Annotated in this window: 17 protein-coding genes and 2 pseudogenes; 13 read left to right on the top strand and 6 right to left on the bottom strand. The window is 68.7% G+C overall.

What is annotated here, in order from left to right; translation table 11 throughout:
- Positions 1 to 39: 39 nt before the first annotated feature.
- The 4 genes and pseudogenes from AB0B61_RS51035 to AB0B61_RS51020 all read left to right on the top strand — a co-directional run bounded on the left by AB0B61_RS51035 (position 40) and on the right by AB0B61_RS51020 (position 1,404).
- Positions 40 to 177: a transposase gene (locus tag AB0B61_RS51035; RefSeq protein ID WP_358448520.1), complete on the top strand. Its 138-nt coding sequence runs from the start codon at positions 40 to 42 to the stop codon at positions 175 to 177.
- A 124-nt stretch (positions 178 to 301) separates the two neighbouring features.
- A pseudogene (locus tag AB0B61_RS51030) lies at positions 302 to 784 on the top strand (class I SAM-dependent methyltransferase); the annotation flags it as partial.
- Between the two features lie 32 nt (positions 785 to 816).
- Positions 817 to 1,092: a hypothetical protein gene (locus AB0B61_RS51025; protein WP_358448576.1), complete on the top strand. Its 276-nt coding sequence runs from the start codon at positions 817 to 819 to the stop codon at positions 1,090 to 1,092.
- A 168-nt stretch (positions 1,093 to 1,260) separates the two neighbouring features.
- Complete coding sequence (locus tag AB0B61_RS51020; RefSeq protein ID WP_358448575.1) at positions 1,261 to 1,404, top strand: hypothetical protein; 144 nt, start codon at positions 1,261 to 1,263, stop codon at positions 1,402 to 1,404.
- Between the two features lie 13 nt (positions 1,405 to 1,417).
- On the opposite strand, the gene AB0B61_RS51015 is transcribed toward AB0B61_RS51020, so the two are convergent.
- A complete protein-coding gene (locus AB0B61_RS51015; RefSeq protein ID WP_358448518.1) occupies positions 1,418 to 3,463 on the bottom strand; it encodes a beta-galactosidase in 2,046 nt (681 codons plus the stop codon).
- Between AB0B61_RS51015 and AB0B61_RS51010 the strand changes: the two genes are divergently transcribed.
- On the top strand, positions 3,379 to 3,792 hold the full coding sequence (locus tag AB0B61_RS51010) for a substrate-binding domain-containing protein (RefSeq protein ID WP_358448517.1): 414 nt from the start codon (positions 3,379 to 3,381) through the stop codon (positions 3,790 to 3,792). The genes AB0B61_RS51015 and AB0B61_RS51010 overlap by 85 nt on opposite strands.
- 52 nt (positions 3,793 to 3,844) lie before the next feature.
- Here the strand turns inward: AB0B61_RS51010 and AB0B61_RS51005 are convergent, their stop codons facing one another.
- Complete coding sequence (locus tag AB0B61_RS51005; protein ID WP_358448515.1) at positions 3,845 to 5,260, bottom strand: PLP-dependent aminotransferase family protein; 1,416 nt, start codon at positions 5,258 to 5,260, stop codon at positions 3,845 to 3,847.
- Positions 5,261 to 5,334: 74 nt separating this feature from the next.
- Here AB0B61_RS51005 and AB0B61_RS51000 point away from each other — a divergent pair, with 74 nt between their 5' ends.
- Complete coding sequence (locus tag AB0B61_RS51000) at positions 5,335 to 6,624, top strand: FAD-binding oxidoreductase (protein ID WP_358448513.1); 1,290 nt, start codon at positions 5,335 to 5,337, stop codon at positions 6,622 to 6,624.
- 193 nt (positions 6,625 to 6,817) lie between these two features.
- Here AB0B61_RS51000 and AB0B61_RS50995 read toward each other — a convergent pair whose 3' ends face one another.
- Positions 6,818 to 7,627 (bottom strand): hypothetical protein, encoded by an 810-nt coding sequence (locus AB0B61_RS50995; protein ID WP_358448512.1) that lies wholly within the window; start codon positions 7,625 to 7,627, stop codon positions 6,818 to 6,820.
- Between the two features lie 275 nt (positions 7,628 to 7,902).
- On the opposite strand from AB0B61_RS50995, the gene AB0B61_RS50990 reads away from it, so the two are divergent.
- The 6 genes and pseudogenes from AB0B61_RS50990 (at position 7,903) to AB0B61_RS50965 (ending at position 11,592) form a co-directional block, all read left to right on the top strand.
- Entirely contained in the window at positions 7,903 to 8,034 is a 132-nt protein-coding gene (locus tag AB0B61_RS50990; protein ID WP_358448510.1) for a hypothetical protein, read from the top strand.
- Between the two features lie 117 nt (positions 8,035 to 8,151).
- A complete protein-coding gene (locus AB0B61_RS50985; protein ID WP_358448508.1) occupies positions 8,152 to 8,658 on the top strand; it encodes a pyridoxamine 5'-phosphate oxidase family protein in 507 nt (168 codons plus the stop codon).
- A gap of 400 nt (positions 8,659 to 9,058) precedes the next feature.
- Positions 9,059 to 9,768 (top strand): annotated as a pseudogene (locus tag AB0B61_RS50980) (cytochrome P450).
- A 32-nt stretch (positions 9,769 to 9,800) separates the two neighbouring features.
- A complete protein-coding gene (locus tag AB0B61_RS50975; RefSeq protein WP_358448506.1) occupies positions 9,801 to 10,388 on the top strand; it encodes a TetR/AcrR family transcriptional regulator in 588 nt (195 codons plus the stop codon).
- Positions 10,382 to 11,143: an alpha/beta hydrolase gene (locus tag AB0B61_RS50970; RefSeq protein WP_358448504.1), complete on the top strand. Its 762-nt coding sequence runs from the start codon at positions 10,382 to 10,384 to the stop codon at positions 11,141 to 11,143. Before AB0B61_RS50975 ends, AB0B61_RS50970 begins: the two co-directional genes overlap by 7 nt.
- The gene (locus AB0B61_RS50965) at positions 11,140 to 11,592 is read left to right on the top strand and encodes an amidase family protein (protein ID WP_358448502.1); all 453 of its coding nucleotides are present in this window, start codon (positions 11,140 to 11,142) and stop codon (positions 11,590 to 11,592) included. Before AB0B61_RS50970 ends, AB0B61_RS50965 begins: the two co-directional genes overlap by 4 nt.
- 502 nt (positions 11,593 to 12,094) lie before the next feature.
- Here AB0B61_RS50965 and AB0B61_RS50960 read toward each other — a convergent pair.
- From AB0B61_RS50960 to AB0B61_RS50950, 3 genes are all read right to left on the bottom strand, one after another.
- Complete coding sequence (locus tag AB0B61_RS50960; protein WP_358448500.1) at positions 12,095 to 12,721, bottom strand: isochorismatase family cysteine hydrolase; 627 nt, start codon at positions 12,719 to 12,721, stop codon at positions 12,095 to 12,097.
- A gap of 10 nt (positions 12,722 to 12,731) precedes the next feature.
- On the bottom strand, positions 12,732 to 13,529 hold the full coding sequence (locus AB0B61_RS50955; protein WP_358448499.1) for an AraC family transcriptional regulator: 798 nt from the start codon (positions 13,527 to 13,529) through the stop codon (positions 12,732 to 12,734).
- Positions 13,530 to 13,741: 212 nt separating this feature from the next.
- Entirely contained in the window at positions 13,742 to 14,443 is a 702-nt protein-coding gene (locus AB0B61_RS50950; RefSeq protein ID WP_358448498.1) for a helix-turn-helix domain-containing protein, read from the bottom strand.
- 92 nt (positions 14,444 to 14,535) lie between these two features.
- On the opposite strand from AB0B61_RS50950, the gene AB0B61_RS50945 reads away from it, so the two are divergent.
- Positions 14,536 to 15,492: an MBL fold metallo-hydrolase gene (locus tag AB0B61_RS50945; protein ID WP_358448496.1), complete on the top strand. Its 957-nt coding sequence runs from the start codon at positions 14,536 to 14,538 to the stop codon at positions 15,490 to 15,492.
- Positions 15,493 to 15,496: the final 4 nt, after the last annotated feature.

The raw sequence follows: 15,496 nt of genomic DNA, 5'->3' as shown, positions 1-15,496 counted from the left end.
TGGCCACGACCCGTCGAGACGTGGTGGCCAGAAATCCTCGTGTTCCCGCACACGGGCATCACCAACGCCGGCTCCGAAGGCACCAACCGGGTCATCAAGACCGTCGCCCGCGACGCCTACGGCTTCCGCAACCCCGTCAACCAGCGCTTACGCGCTCGCTGCGCGACCACCCGGTGAGCCCGTGGACACCTCGACGCCCGCTAATTTTGTTGAGCCCGCACCCTGATTCGCGTTGGCTACTGTAGCGGCACCGAACTGTCAGTACCGCTGGTGTCCGCTTGGCTGTAGCAGGGAGTTAAACATGCAGGACATTGTTGTCGACCCCGTTGCCCATAATCGGGCAGCGTGGGACAAGTATGTGCATGAGGGCAACGAGTGGTCGCGGCCGGTGAGTGCCGAGGATGTCGAACGCGCCCGCATGGGCGACTGGTCGATTGTTCTCATCGGGCGTGAGCCAGTCGATCGCTCCTGGCTGCCGGCGGATGTGACCGGCAAGGACGTGTTGTGCCTGGCCTCCGGCGGTGGCCAGCAGGGTCCGATCCTCGCTGCCGCAGGGGCGCGGGTCACCGTGTTCGACAACTCGCCCCGCCAGCTCGGCCAGGACCAAATGGTGGCGGCGCGCGACGGACTCGAGCTGCGCACCGTCCTAGGCGACATGCGCGACCTCAGCGCCTTCGGCGACGCGACATTCGACGTCGTATTCCACCCGGTCTCGAACCTGTTCGTACCAGACTTGGCACCAGTGTGGCGTGAGTGCTTCCGCGTCCTGCGGCCGGGCGGAACTCTGCTCGTGGGCTTCCTTAACCTGATGTGTACTTGTTCGACCACGAGGCGCTCGACGAGCGCGGCGAGCTGGTCGTCGTGCACAAGCTGCCCTACAGCGATGTCACGCAGTACTCCGCCGAGGAACGCGCCACGAAGTTCGGCGCGGATGCCCCTCTTGAATACAGTCACACCCTCACCGACCAGATCGGCGGGCAACTCGCCGCGGGGTTCGTCCTCACCGGCTTCGCAGAAGCACCGCACCAATCCAACGCATCCGCTCACTTCATGTCGCACTATTGTGCGACGCTGGCGGTCAAGCCGGGCTGACCCAGCCGCGGGCCGGCCGAGATGGCCGTGGCTCCGAATGGCCATGTGGAGCGCTGTGCCAGCCCGACCATCAGATCTCAGCCGACGCGAAGTACTCGCGGCTGGCCTGAACTCGTCCAACACGATGTCGACACCGCACGTCTGTGATGGGACGCAGGAGTCCATCCCTTGCGGATACAGCAGATCAAGGAGTTCGTCGACGAAGCGTGTACGGCCTCGGCCAGCAGGTACGCGGCGAAGGAGATCAGCAGCATGGTCACGCTGCCCAGCAGGCGAGGAACATCCGCCGGGGCGGCGAGAGAATCGACATAAGGACTCCGGAGCTTCAGGAGAGCGGGCTTTCCACGATCACGACCCCGGCGGGTTCGAGGACGAGCTCGTGGCCGGCATCGAGGACCTGACCCGTCAGGAGATCCGTCCCTCGCCGGTCGAGGCGCAGGATCGCCTTGTCGTCTCCGTGGTTGAGGATGAACAGGAACGTGCGATCGCCCGTACGGCGTTCGGTGACCTCCACGCCGGCGGGTGCCGCATGGACCGGGCGCACGCCCGCCCGGCCGAGGACGGCGCGTACCAAGGTCTCGAGGCTGGGCTGGTCGAGGCGAGTCCCGAGATAGACGGCACGCCCCGCGCCGAGGGAATTGTCCAGGACAGCGGGCTGACCGGCCAGGTAACCGTCGGCGTGTTCGGCGATCACCTGCCCTGATTCGGCGACCAGGTCGTCCTGCCAGCCGGTGGCGGTCGCGGTGAACGTCTTCTCGACGAGCTCCTGGCCGTCGACCGCCCGGACGGTGACCTTGGTGTCGGAGGCCAGCGGTGAGAACTCGCGGACGTGCCCGCCGATGACCTGACGCAGCCCGCCGGGGTAGCCGTCCGGAATCACCTGGTCGTCCTCGTTCACGATGCCCGAGAAGTAGGAGACGACCGCGTGCCCGCCGTTCTCGACGAACCGCCGCACGGCGTCCTGCTGGTCCTGGCTCATCAGGTACTGGTTGGGCACGACGAGCACCCGGTACTGCGACAGGTCCTGCGACAGGTTCACCACATCCACGGCCACGTTCGCGGCCCAGAGCGCCCGATAGTGGCTGACCACGGTGTCTTTGTAGCTATAGGTGTTGACCGGGTGGGCGCAGCCCTCGACCGCCCACCAGTTCTCCCAGTCCCAGACGATGGCGACCTCGGCGGAGGTGCGGGCGGTCGCGACGCCCGCGACGCGGTCCAGCTCGTTGCCGAGCGCCAGCACCGCCTGCCATGAGCGGGTGCTCTGGCCACCGTGCGTCAGCATCGCGGAGTGGAACTTCTCCTGTCCGTAGCGCGACTGCCGCCACTGGAAGAACATGATCGCGTCCGCGCCGTGCGCCACCGCCTGGTACGAGCCGAGCCGCATCCGCCCAGGCTGCTTGACCAGGTTGAACGGCCATTGGCTGACCGCGCCGGCCGCCTGCTCCATCACCATCCACGGCTCGCCGCCGCGCAGGGACCGCATCAGGTCGTACTGGAGCGCGGCCTTGACCAGCCCTTCGGGATCGGCGGGGTCGGGGTAGATGTCGAAGGCGACGACGTCCACCTCCGGAGCCCACCGCTGGTAGTCGTTCAGGCGGAAGAACTGCATGAAGTTCGTGGTCACCGGCACCTGCGGCGTGACGGCCTTGAGCAGGTCGCGTTCGGCCGTGTAAAGCTCGAGCTGGATGGCGGAGTTGAAGCGGGCGAAGTCCAGTTCCCGTGCGGGGTTCATCATGCCCCGGGAGCTTCTGGGCAGGTGCACCTGTGGCCAGTCGTTGTAACGCTGGCCCCAGACCAGGGTCCCCCACCGCCGGTTGAGCTCGTCGAGGGAGCCGTACTTCTCGCGCAGCCAGCCGCGGAAGCGCTCATCGCACCGATCGCAGAAGCACAGCGCGTGGTACTCGTTGCCGACGTGCCACATCGCCAGCGCCGGATGGTCGCGATAGCGCTCGGCGAGCTCGCGGGCGATGCGCCGGCTGCGGTCGCGGTACACCTCCGAGGAGGGGCAGAAGTGCCCGCGACCGCCCACCCCGACGCGGACGCCGCTGCGCTCGACCATCAGCGTCTCGGGAAAGTCCTCGGCCAGCCAGGGCGGCGGCGAGGCATTCGGCGTCGCGAGATTCACGGAGATGCCCCCTCCGGCCAGCAGGTCCATGATCTCGTCAAGCCAGCCGAACTGGAACTCACCGTCGGCGGATTCCAGTGCCGACCACGAGAAGACGCCCAGATTCACGAGCCGTACATTGGCGGCACGCATCAGCTCGACATCTTCCCGCCACACCTCGCGTGGCCACTGCTCGGGGTTGTAATCGCCTCCGTAGACGATGCCCGGCAGGCAATCGCGGAAGGTGTTCATGGGCAGGTCGGACACAGATCTCTCCTCTGGGCGGCGACTGCGGGGTCACGGCGGTCATCGGCGCCAGCGACAAGGTCGCCGCGGGCGCCATCCGGGGCGCCTTGGACCGCGGCTGGAAAGTACCGCAGGACTTGAGCGTCACCGGGTGGGACGATAATCCCTTGGGCGCGATCCTCCCACCGTCGCTCACGACCGTCGCCATGGAGCACGAAATGCTGGGACGTCGCGTGCCGAGGCGGCTGCTGGCCACACTCCGCGACGAGCCGATCGTCGATGACGACGAGCCGCTCACCCAGGTGATCTGGCGAGAGTCCACGGGGCCGGCCCCTTCACCGCTGGCGTGACCTTGGCATGGAAGACCATGCTCCGGGTCACCGACCGATTTCGCGTAGCCGGCTACTGACGGCGGAGGGAGCCGATGGCATCGGCGAGCAGGTCGATGCCCTCGACGACGGCCGGTTCGGTCAGGCCGCCGTACCCGAAGACCAGACCTTCCGGTCCCGCCTTCCCCACCCAGTAGGGTGCCAGGCCGTAGACTCCGAGGCCGCGTTCCAGCGCCGCATTCGTCACAGCGGCCTCGGTGAGATCGGGCGGCAGCCACGTCATCACATGGAGGCCGGCGGAGACTCCGATCGGCACGAGGTCCGGCACCTGCTCGGCCAGCCGGCCGACGAGCGTGTCCCGCAACTGCCGGTAGCGCGGCCGCATCCGGCGCAGGTGCCGATCGAACTCACCCCGCGCGACGAAGTCGGCGAAGGTCAGCTGGTCGAACACCGGCGAGCCGCGATCGTCGATCACCTTGGCCGTCGACATCGGCTCGACCAGACGGCTCGGCAGGATCAGCCAGCCGAGCCGGAGTCCGGGCGCCAGCGTCTTGCTCGCCGTACCGGCGTAGACCACGGACTCCGGCGCCAGGCCCTGGATGGCGCCGATCGGCTCGCGGTCGTATCGGTACTCCGCGTCGTAGTCGTCCTCGATGACCAGGACATCGTGCTTCGTGGCCCACGCGACCAACCCGGTCCGCGTCTGCGCCGAAGCCACCGCACCGGTCGGGAACTGGTGGGCCGCGGTCACCACGACGACGTCGGCTCCCGACCGCTCGAGCGCCTCCACATCCAGCCCGGTCTCCAGCACCGGTACGCCGACCGTCTCCAGCCCCGCCTTCTTCGCGACGTCGCGAAGCTCATTGTCGGACGGGTCCTCGACCGCCAGCCGGCGATACCCGGCAGCCGCCAGCACCTGCAGGAGCAGCCGCGAACCTTGGGCGAAGCCGTTGCAGACCAGCATGTTCTCCGGCCGCGCCGACGTGCCGCGGACCCGGTTCAGGTAGTCGGCCAGGGCCTCACGGAGTTCGGCGGTGCCGCGCCCGTCCAGGTAGGCCAGCCTCCGGTTCGGCGTCTCGTTGAGCACCTTGCGGATCGACCGCAACCAAGCGGCGCGAGGGAACTGGGAGACGTCCGGCTTGCTGTACTTGAAATCGATCCGGGGCGGCCCAATGGTTGCCGCGGCGCTCTTCTGCTCCACCTGGATCCCGGCCGCCGCCGGCGCCACCTGCGTGTAACCGCCGGCCCGGCTGACCAGATACCCCTCGGCCACCAACTGCTGGTAGGCCTCGACGACCACTCCCCTGGACAGTCCGAGATCCATCGCGAGGGCGCGAGTCGCCGGCATCACCGTGTCAGCCCGGAGCAGCCCCTGCCGGATCCGGTCCCGGATGCCACTTTCCAACTGCTGGTGCAGCGGCACGGACGAGTCGCGCCGGAGCTCGACGAGCAGCTCACCGGCGCCCGAATTGGTCCTGGATCGACGCATAGAACTGGACCTTATCGAAGTACCGCTTCGCTGTCAGGGTGGTGAGCACCACCACTTGCGACAGGAGTACGACGATGACCACCACCACTCCCACCCTCGAACTGCTGCACCCGGGAGAGGCCGGATACGACGAGGCGCGAACGGTCTGGAACGCGATGATCGACCGGCACCCGGCCGTGATCGCCCGCTGTCACGACACCGCGGACGTCGCGGCGGCGGTCCGCTTCGCCCAGGCCAGGGACCTGGAGATCGCGGTCCGCTGCGGCGGCCACAACATCGCCGGACTCGCCGTACCCGAGGGCGGGCTGATGATCGACCTGACGCCGATGAACGCGGTCCGCGTCGACCCCGAGCGGCAGCTCGCCTGGATCCAGGGCGGCGCCCTGCTCGGCGAACTGGATCGCGCCGCGCAGGAGTACGGCCTGGCCACCACGGCCGGCAACGTCTCGCACACCGGCGTCGGCGGCCTCACCCTCGGCGGCGGGATGGGCTGGCTCGCCCGGCAGTTCGGGCTCGCCTGCGACAACGTGGCCTCCTACGAACTCGTGACCGCCGCCGGCGACATCGTGACAGCGAGTGCGACCGAGAACCCCGAGCTGTTCTGGGGACTGCGCGGTGGCGGCGGCAACTTCGGCATCGTCACCTCGTTCGAGTTCCGCTTGCACCAGGTCGGCACCCGTACCCTCGTCGCCGAGTTCACCTACGCCTGGGAAGAGGCCTTCGCCGTACTGCGAGGTTGGCGCGACCTGAACGCCACCGCACCCCGCCAGGCCACCTTCACCGCGAGCATCGGCGGCCAGGAACTGACCATCGGCTTCGTCTGGGTCGGCGACCCGGACGAGGGCGCCGAGCTGATCGCGGCCTTCCGCGGGCTCGGCACGATAGTCGCCGAGAGCGTCGAGGAGCTGTCCTACCTGACCCTGCAAAGCCGCGAGGACAGCGTGCAAGGACATCGGTTCCGCCGCTACTGGAAAGGCCACTACTTCAAGTCTCTGCCCGACGAGGCGATCCGCGCCCTGCTCCGCAATCCCGGCATCGGCGCCAGCCTGCAGGCGTACGGCGGCGCGATCGCCGAGGTTCCGGACGACGACGCCGCCTTCAGCCACCGCGACACCCAGTTCGAGTTCGTCACCGCCACCCGCTGGGAGGACCCCGCCGACGACGCCGAACGGATCGCCACCATCCGCGCGTACGCCGCCACCCTCGACCCGTACGCCGGCGGCGCCTACGTCAACACCCTCAACGGCGAGAGCGTCAGCCGCGCCTTCCCGCCGGCCAAGCTGGCCCGGCTGACCGCGCTGAAGAACAGCTACGACCCGGCCAACGTCTTCCACCTCAACCAGAACATCCGGCCGACCGTATAGCCACCCTTGTCCCCGGCAAGCAGAAGATCAACCGTCGATCCACACGATGTCGAACCTTCGCCTGCGACGACATCCACCCGCCGAACTCGAAGCCGCCCGCTACCGTCCTAAAGGTCGGCGGACCGGCGCGGAGTCTCACGGCCCGGGCCGTGGCTCATCACGCTCTGATCCGCCCGCGCGATCGTCGCCGACCCTATACCGCGGCGGCGATCGGCTCGAGCCCCGCGAGCAGCTCGTCGAACTCGTCCGCGTTGAGCACGTCGTACGCCGGCGCCGCCAGCTCGTCGGTGAGGGCCTCGATCCGCACCTTGGTCTCCCGGCCGGCGTCGGTGAACCCGCCGGCGGCGTCCACGAGGCCGCGGCCGCGCAGCCCGTCGACGACAGTGGCCAGCTGTGCCTCGGGCAGATGGTGGATCCGGCCGAAGTCCTCCGCCCTCATTCCGAGGGAAAGAGCCATGAGGACGTGCGCCTCGGTGCCGCCGATGCCGTGGGCGAGAAGGGCGGCGTTGTGACCGTCCCCGCGGTACTCCCGCAGCAGCGTCGCCGCGTGCCACAGCTTAGCCACGGGCTCTTCGGGGACGTCGAGTGCCCGGAGCCCGGCGTACAGCGCTCGGCCATCCGTCGGCGCGCTGACCGCTGCTCGAGTGGCGAGGTCAGCGACCCGCACCAGATCGGGAGAGTCGGCGAGCTTCCCGATCATCTGCCGCAGCGCGGTGGCGCTGCCCCGTTCACGCACGGTGATCGCCTCCTGCGGGCTGGTCTTCCCCCACACCCAGGGGATGTGGCGCGCCACCTCGCCGTCGGCGAAGTTGTAGAAGACCGCGTGCACCACCTCGGCCGGTGCCAGTCCCAGCGGCGCGGCCCGGCCCGCGAAGTATCCGTCCCAGTAGTTGCGCATGCCGAGGGCCAGGAACGCCTCGTTCGCCACTTCGGAGAAGGTGACGGTGGCGATCGGCTCGACGAGCTCGAACATGCGGTGAACCTTGGCCCGTGGGTGCGGCATCGGTGTCTCCTGCGGTCGTGACAGCGCCCTCGTGGGCGGCCTCTCACCCTAGCTACGAACAACCTGGCCCGGATTCGACACCTCCGGTCGATTCTGCCGGGCAATGTCGCGGTCCCGTCGACGTCTGCGAAGCTCAGCTGCGCTCCGTGATGGCGCCGTTCGCGGCACGCGATCACCGGCACCCATCGGCAGCGGGAGGATCATCCCCCGCACTTCCGCGTCATGCTGAATCCGACCGAGAGCAGCAGGGCCACCTCGGCTTATCGGGGCAGGATGTGGCGATCCGCGCGTTCGACAGGTGCCCGCCCACGGCGGCGAGCACCTCGGCCTCCGGTGTCGAGATCTTCGCCGAATCCACGCCTACCAGGGTGGCGTACGTCAGTGACCGTTCCGTGGCGGCTCAGTAGCGGCCGGGCGCTCAGCACGGATGTCCAGATGCATGCCGCCCGCCAGACTGGCTGTACACCGGCGAACAAGGAGGTCACGATGCCCGTTATCTACCGGGTCCAGCGGGGGCCGGCGTCATGACCAACGCCGATCTGGACGCACACGCGCGTGGCCTGATGGACGCCAACCTGTACGTGGTCCTCGGCACAGCCGACGCCGACGGCATCCCATGGACGTCGCCCGTCTACTTCTCGACCACGGACTACGCCGAGATCTTCTGGGTGTCCAGCCCCGACACGCAGCACTCCCGTAACCTCGCCGCGCGTCCCAGGCTGAGCATGGTGATCTTCGACTCGACGGTGCCGGCCTACCACGGCCGGGCGGTGTACCTGTCCGGCACCGCCGCCGAGCTGACCGGCCGCGACCTGGAGCGCGGTATCGAGATCTTCCCCGGAGACCCCAGCCGGGGTGGGACCACCCTGTCGCTCGAGGACGTCACCGCACCGGCGGCGTGGCGCCTGTATCGCGCGACGATCAGCCAGGCGTTCGTGCTGTGCCCCCGCGAACCGCGCCGGCCGTGCCCCCTGCACGACATCGCCGCTGACCACCGCGCGCCCGTGATGCCCTGGCGCCATCCGGCCTAGCGCTCGACGGCGACAGGCGTCCCGGCGCGCCTCGATCGCGTGGACGACAGCGGCCATGTCCCGCTCACCGCGCCCCAGATTCAACTGCCGCGGGAGCGACGCCCCGGCAGGCCTCGAAAAGGACGGCCGGCCGTTACCGCACATCCCGGTGACGGTGCACGCCGCACATCGCCGGAGCCATGGGCACGGAGGTCCATCGCCTCGCCGAGGCCGCCCTAGACGAACTCGGGCGGTACGCGAAGGGGCTGCCTCCGGCGTACCCGATCCATATGCGCGACCTCGCCCGCATCGCCTAGGACCCTGGATCTTTGATCGGATCTGGGACGACGCGCAGCGGGGCCGCTTGATCAAGGGCATCGTCGCGGCACGTACCGCGCAACCCTCCCACACCCGCCCCGACGTGCTGCGCCGGGCCCAACAGACCGTGGAGGATGTCCTGGGCGAGCGCACATCCACCTTCGATCACCTCGCCGGCCTCGGGTACCTGGGTCAGATCCTCCGCGAAACGCTGCGGATGCACCCGGCCGTGCCCGCTTTCGCCCCGAGCGGATGGCCGGCATCCCCGAGTACGCGTGGATGCCGTTCGGCCACGGCGCCCGCGCCTGCATCGGCCGGCCCTTCGCACTCCAGGAAGCCGCCCTGGTCCTGGCCATGATGCTGCGGCGCTTCGACATGGAACTCACCGATCCCGGCTACGAGCTGGCCATCCAGGAGTCATTGACGATCAAACCCAAGAACCTGACCGTCCGCGCCACGCCACGTCACACTCCCCCGCGCGTGCGACCACCTTCCCCGGCCGCCGACAAACAGGTCATGAACCGCGCACCCACCCACGCCACCCCGCCGGACAACGCACGGCGCTTCCTCACCTGGCTCGCCACCGACGAGCCCGACCTGAGCGGCGTCGACTACCTCGTGCTCGGTTGCGGCAGTCTGGAATCGACGCCCACACGAACTTCTTCGGGGGCTGGGAGCGCTGGTACGAACCGCTGTGGCCGTTCCCCTCCGAGGAGTACCGCGTCGAACAGATCGCGCGGACTCCCGGACGTCCGCTTGGGAAGCAGCCGCGACAGGCTTGCGTCGGGCTGCCTGCCGAGCGCTACACTGTGAACAAAAAACCAATCTGTTCATATGGAGATAGTGTGCCATCGGCATTCTCCGCGGAAGAGCGGTCGCGGATCACCGAGCTGCTACTCGACACCGCCACCCGCCTCTTCTCGACCCAAGGGTTGCGCAAGACGTCCCTGGAGGAGCTGACCGCTCCGGCGGGCATCGCCAAGAGTTCGCTGTACGCCTTCTTCGCCTCGAAGGAAGACCTGTACTTCGAGGCGATGCTGAGACAGAGCGAGGAGGTACGGCGGCGCGTGATCGACGAAGGCCTCAACCGCGGCAGCGACACCCGCGACGCGCTGCGGCGCTTCCTGCACGCCACCGTCGCCGAACTCGACGCCAATCCGCTCTACCGCCGCTTGATGTCCCACCCCCAGGAAATGGCCGCCGTCGCGGCCAAGCTCACCCCTGAGCGCATGGCCGCCGCGGCGGGCGGCCCGATGGCTGACCTGCTGCGGTTCCTCGACACCCATCTTGAAGGCGACCCTCAGATACTGCTGGGCGTCCTGCGCGCGGTCCTGCTCACCCCGCTGCACGCCGAACACCTGGGCGCCGAGATCTACCCGGCCGTGATGGACCGCCTGATCGACGCGGTCACAGAAGGGATCACCACATGCTGAACGGCCTGCCCTACCTGTCGGTCGGTGAAGGATCGCCCCTGGTCGTCCTGCTCTACACCCCGCAAGCGGCCAACCCGACGGGCCTGGCCCGCTGGTCCACGATGCGGATGGTACGACCGTTCGCCAAGGAATTCACCGTCTATGTGGTCAACCGCCCACCAGGGCTGCCTCCGACCACGACGATGCCCGACCTCGCCGCCGTCTATGCGCAAGCGATCAAAACCACCTTCGAGGGCCCGGTGAACATGCTGGCCATCTCCACCGGCGGCTCCATCGCCTTGCAACTCGCCGCCGACCATCCCGACCTGGTCGACCGCCTGGTCCTCGCGGGCACGGCCTGCACTCTCGGCCCGGTCGGCAAGCGAGCCCAGCGCGCCTACATCGAACGCGCACGCCAAGGCAGACGGCCAAGCCCCGCGCTGGCCGAGATCGTCACCGAATCGGCCACGGGGCGGAGACTGCTCAAAGGCCTGCTGTGGCTGTCAGACAGCGGCCAGAAAGACCACGCGGACGCCGTCATTGTGCTCAACGCCGAGGACGGCTTCGACCTGCGCGGCCGGTTACCCGACATCAAGGCGGCCACGCTGCTGATTCAGGGAGACAAGGACCTCGTCTACCCCCTGGAACTGGCCCGGCGGACAGTCGAGGGCATCCCCGACGCTCAACTCGTCGTCTACCCAGGCCGCGGCCATAGCGGAACATTCACCGACAAGCGCTTCGCCCCCGACGCGCTCGCCTTCCTGACAGATACTTGATCAAACCCGACCATCGCCCGCGCGGGCGGCCTAGCGGGCTTGTTCGCTCAGCCACGCGCCGTAGCTCGGCAGCGAGCCTGCCAGGGCGCGCGCGTGGTGAGGACCGGCCGCTGCTCGGCATCCCGGTGACGGTCAAAGAGTGCTACAACATCGCCGGGATGACCACGACCTGGGGCATGCCGCCGCACCGGAACTATGTGCCGGCCGAGGACGCGGTACAGGTGTCCGGCGGGTCGGCGGCGGCCCTGGCGTCCGGGTTCGGCGCGCTGTCCATCGGCTCCGACATCGCCGGTTCGCTGCGCACCCCCGCGCATTTCTGCGGTGTCTACGCGCACAAGCCGACGCTCGGGCTGGCGGCGCTCATCGGTCCGATGTTCGAGGACCGCACCCCACTGCGGCTGGCCGAACTGCTCGAGCAGAAGATCGGCGGCTTCCACGCGCCGAAATAGAGCATATCGCCGGGTATCCGTCGAGGACGAGGTACGGATCAGTCTCCTCCCGGCACCGGAAATCCATGGTGCCGGCACCACCCGATGATGCCGCCATCGCGCCCCGCGCCGGCCAAATGTAGATCACCTGAGCAGCACACCAGCTGCCAGGGCGTCGTTCCCGAATCTGAACCATGCGGAGGGTCCAAGGCGGTGGCGCACCAGGCGCCACCAGCTTCTTTTCGCTCCTTTGAGCCGGACCCCGCAGTGGTCCGACGCCGGCCCCGTTTTCTCCCCCAACTCAAACTGCGGCTGCTGTAGTCGCACTCGCTCGCCACGAGTTTGCGGTGCCAGGCCGGCGATGGCGGGGTATGTGGTGCGAGAGCACCGCCGGCCTCAGGCGGTCGGCTGGTTCGTAGCGCACCCGTCGGACCTGGCGGCGTAGGACCGTGATCTGATGTCGCAGCACCAGCAGTTCCGCCTGCGCAAACCACGCTCTCAGGCGAGCAGGAGCGGCCATTCGTCAGACCGAGGAAGCCACGCGCGCCCGGATGGCGGCGATGACCTCGCTCGTGTCCAGGCAGGCGATGCCCATCCCGGTCATCTCGCGGTCCGCGTCAATGGTCCAGCCGGAGAGCGCGTCGCGCACGGCGACGGTGCGTAGATCGCGTTCGGTCGCGTCGACGAGCGTGGAACGCGGGCAGTTCGGGTAGTTGCAGCCGGCGACGACCACCGTGCTCACCGCACGTTCGGCGAGATGTTCCAGCAGCCTGGTGCGGAAGAAGGCGCTCCAGCGGGATTTGTACAGGATGTGCTCGTCCGTGCCTATCTCCTGGGCGTGTCCCGCCAGGAGCAGCTCCGGATCGAGTTCCCTTTCGGGCGCCAGTCCGTCGGCGAGCTGGGAACCCGGCGAGTGCGGGTTGACCTTGCCTCGCAGCGTGCGCCGGCACAGGTCCGCGTTGCTGCCGTCGGGCAGGTACAAGCGCACGATATGCACAATGGGCCGCCCCGCTTGGCGAAACGCGTGCGTCAAGCTCCGGACCGCGGGCAGCACCTCGGTGGTGCCGGCGATGTCGGCGACGAAGTCGCGTTGCAGGTCGATGGTGAGCAGAGCGCTGCGGGAGAACTCGGGGCTGGTGTATTCGTTCACGCCGGAGACGTTAAGCGGGTGAGCCGTACCGGTCTTGTACGTCGTTGCGCGCGAACCGGCCCGGGGTGGCCGCGAACGTGCGGCGGAAGTGGCGATGCAGATGTGCCTGGTCGTAGAAGCCGCTATCGGCGGCGGCGCGCCCGACGGCGTGTCCGGCGGTCAGGAGCTGCTGGGCACAGCGCAGGCGTAGCTGGAGCAGGTAGCCGTGCGGAGTGACGCCGGTTTCGCGGCGGAAGGCGCGCAGCAGCTGGAATCGGGGCAGGCCCGCCACACTCGCGAGCTCGTCCAGGGTCGGGGTGCGCTGAAGGTCCGCTGCCAGGTGCCGTTGCACCTTCCAGACCGGCAGCGGTGGCGTCGGAGTGATCGCGCGGCGTGCGTAGCGGGCGAGGATCTCGGTGCACAGCGCTTCGAATTCTTCCTGCGCGGCCAGGGAATCCTGGTCCTGGCGGCGGTGCAGCCGGATCAGGCGGGCGGCCAGAGGCGGGTCGTACGGAGTCGGTACGGGAAAGGTCGGCCGGTGCCCGGCGAGTTCCGCCAGCAGCGCCGGCGGGAGGTAGAAGACCCGGTAGTCCCAGCCCTCGGCGATGCCGGGGCGACCGGCGTGGATGGTGTCGGCGTCGAGAAGGAGCAGGCTTCCCACGTGCGCGTGCTCGGTGGCGCCGCGGTAGCGGACAGCCTCCACTCCGCGCTCGATCGCCGCGATGGCGTACTCGCTGTGCGCGTGCGGAACGAAGTTATGCGTAGGGAAGGACGCTCTCACCAGCCGCATGTCGTCGCGGCCGTAGCGGTGCTCGACGACGTTCTCCATGACTGCCTTTGTACCCGATGTCGCCCCGAACCGGTCGTACTGAAAGTCCTGCGGCCCCTCGACCCTGAGATCAAGATCGTCGACCGAGGCACCCTGGGCGATACGAGACCTCGAGTTCTCTTCCGGGGTCTGGCGGACGGCGTCCAGCTAGCTGATCACGCAGCCGGACCGCATCGACGCCCCGGGCGGCGGCGACGGCCCGGCGACGGCGGTCAAGGAACTTCGGCGGCGATCGTGCGGGCGGCTTTCTGAAGGCGGTCGGCGATCGCCGGTTCGTCGATGTCGTCGGAGAGGAAGACCACGGCGACCGCCGCGATAGTGCCGCGCGTCCCGCTGAGCACCGGAACGGCCACGGCGGTCAGGCCAGGGATCACCTCGCCGCGGCTGCGGCTGTATCCGTTGCGGCGAGCCTCGGGAACCTCGGGGCGCTCACCGGGCCGAGCCGGGCTCCCAGCGAGCAGGGCCAGCCCCGGGGCGCCGCGGTCCAAGGGATGACGGGTCCCGGGACGCTGCGCGACCGCCGCCACGGAGTGCCGGGGCTCGACGCTGACGAGGGTGACGCAGTCGGACCCGTCGGGGACGACCAGGAAGGCCGTCATCCCGGCCTCGTTGGCGACCTTGGCCAGTTCGGGCAGGGCCGCTGACTGCAAATCGCCTGAGACCGACCTGGCCAGGGTCGCCATGCCGACGTCCAGTTCGCAACTCCCGTCGACGGTACGCCGCACGAGCCGGTGGTCCTCCAGCGTGCGCAGGATGCGGTACGCGATCGACCGGTGCACCTCCAAGGCCGCGGCCAGCGCGGCGATGGTGAGGGGACGGTCCGCCTCGGCGAGGATCTCCAGCATCCGCAGCCCCCGGTCAAGGGTCTGCGAGTGAGGGCGCGTCGGCGTCCTGCCTTCCGCGTCTTCAGTCATTGGTCGTACCTCAACCCTTGCCCGTCCTCATGACGCTGATTACGCTCGTTCTTAAGTAGAACATAGAGTTCTATTATAGAACGAAGGTCTTCATGATGAAGCCATTCGCGTCATCCGCCGATCTGACGGAGAAGTCCCAGACCCTGGAGGTGCTGGCAGACGGGGTTTACGCTCTGACCGCCGAGGGCGACCCGAACGTGGGCGCCATCGAGGGTGCGGACTTTCTGGTCTGCTTCGAGGCGATGGCGACCCCGGCCGCCGCGCGGACCTGGCTGGCCAGATTGCGCGAGCACACGGACAAGCCGGTGCGCTATCTGGTCCTCTCGCACTATCACGCCGTCCGGGTACTGGGGGCGAGTGCCTTCGAGGCCGACGTGATCGTCGCACACGACATGACGCGCGCGCTGGTGGCCGAGCGCGGCCAGCAGGATTGGGAGTCCGAGTACGGCCGGATGCCGCGGCTGTTCGAAGAGCCCGCCTCCATCCCCGGCCTGACCCACCCGACCGCGACGTTCTCCGACCGATTCACCATCGACCTGGGCGGCGACCGGGGTGACCTGGAGCTTCGGTACTGCGGACGCGGGCACACCGAGGGCGACATCGTGGCCTGGCTGCCCCGGCAACGGATCCTGTTCGCCGGTGACCTGGTCGAGGCGCAGGCCGCCCTCTACACCGGCGACGCCTTCCACCGTGAGTGGGCGACCGGCACGCTCGACAGGGTGGCCGCGCTCGATGCCCAGACCTTGATCGGCGGACGCGGGGCGGTGGTCCATGGTGCGGACGTCGGCGCGGCGATCAGCCAGACCCGCGACTTCCTGCGGGTCATGCTCACTGAAGTGGCGGCCGTCCAGTCGCGCGGGGGAACGCTCAAGGAGGCGTTCGAGATCGTCCACACGGCGCTGGCGCCGCGCTACGGCGGCTGGCCGATCTTCGAACACTGCCTCCCCTTCGACGTGTCCCGTCTCTGGGACGAGCTGTCGGGTGTGGAGCGTCCCCGGATCTGGACCGCCGAGCGTGACCGCCAGGTCTGGGCCGAGCTTCAGGGCTGAGCGG

Source organism: Nonomuraea sp. NPDC049158 (assembly GCF_040648335.1).
In the GTDB taxonomy this organism is placed as follows: Bacteria; Actinomycetota; Actinomycetes; order Streptosporangiales; family Streptosporangiaceae; genus Nonomuraea.
The sequence above is the reverse complement of the archived record's forward strand: the minus strand, read 5'-3'. Positions and strand labels throughout refer to the sequence as shown.

Coding starts and splice junctions, on each gene's coding strand:
- AB0B61_RS50985 (WP_358448508.1), top strand. CDS start 8,152: ATGACCAACGCCGATCTGGACGCACACGCGCGTGGCCTGATGGACGCC.
- AB0B61_RS50945 (WP_358448496.1), top strand. CDS start 14,536: ATGATGAAGCCATTCGCGTCATCCGCCGATCTGACGGAGAAGTCCCAG.
- AB0B61_RS50950 (WP_358448498.1), bottom strand. CDS start 14,443: ATGACTGAAGACGCGGAAGGCAGGACGCCGACGCGCCCTCACTCGCAG.
- AB0B61_RS51000 (WP_358448513.1), top strand. CDS start 5,335: ATGACCACCACCACTCCCACCCTCGAACTGCTGCACCCGGGAGAGGCC.
- AB0B61_RS50995 (WP_358448512.1), bottom strand. CDS start 7,627: ATGCCGCACCCACGGGCCAAGGTTCACCGCATGTTCGAGCTCGTCGAG.
- AB0B61_RS50970 (WP_358448504.1), top strand. CDS start 10,382: ATGCTGAACGGCCTGCCCTACCTGTCGGTCGGTGAAGGATCGCCCCTG.
- AB0B61_RS51005 (WP_358448515.1), bottom strand. CDS start 5,260: ATGCGTCGATCCAGGACCAATTCGGGCGCCGGTGAGCTGCTCGTCGAG.
- AB0B61_RS50955 (WP_358448499.1), bottom strand. CDS start 13,529: ATGGAGAACGTCGTCGAGCACCGCTACGGCCGCGACGACATGCGGCTG.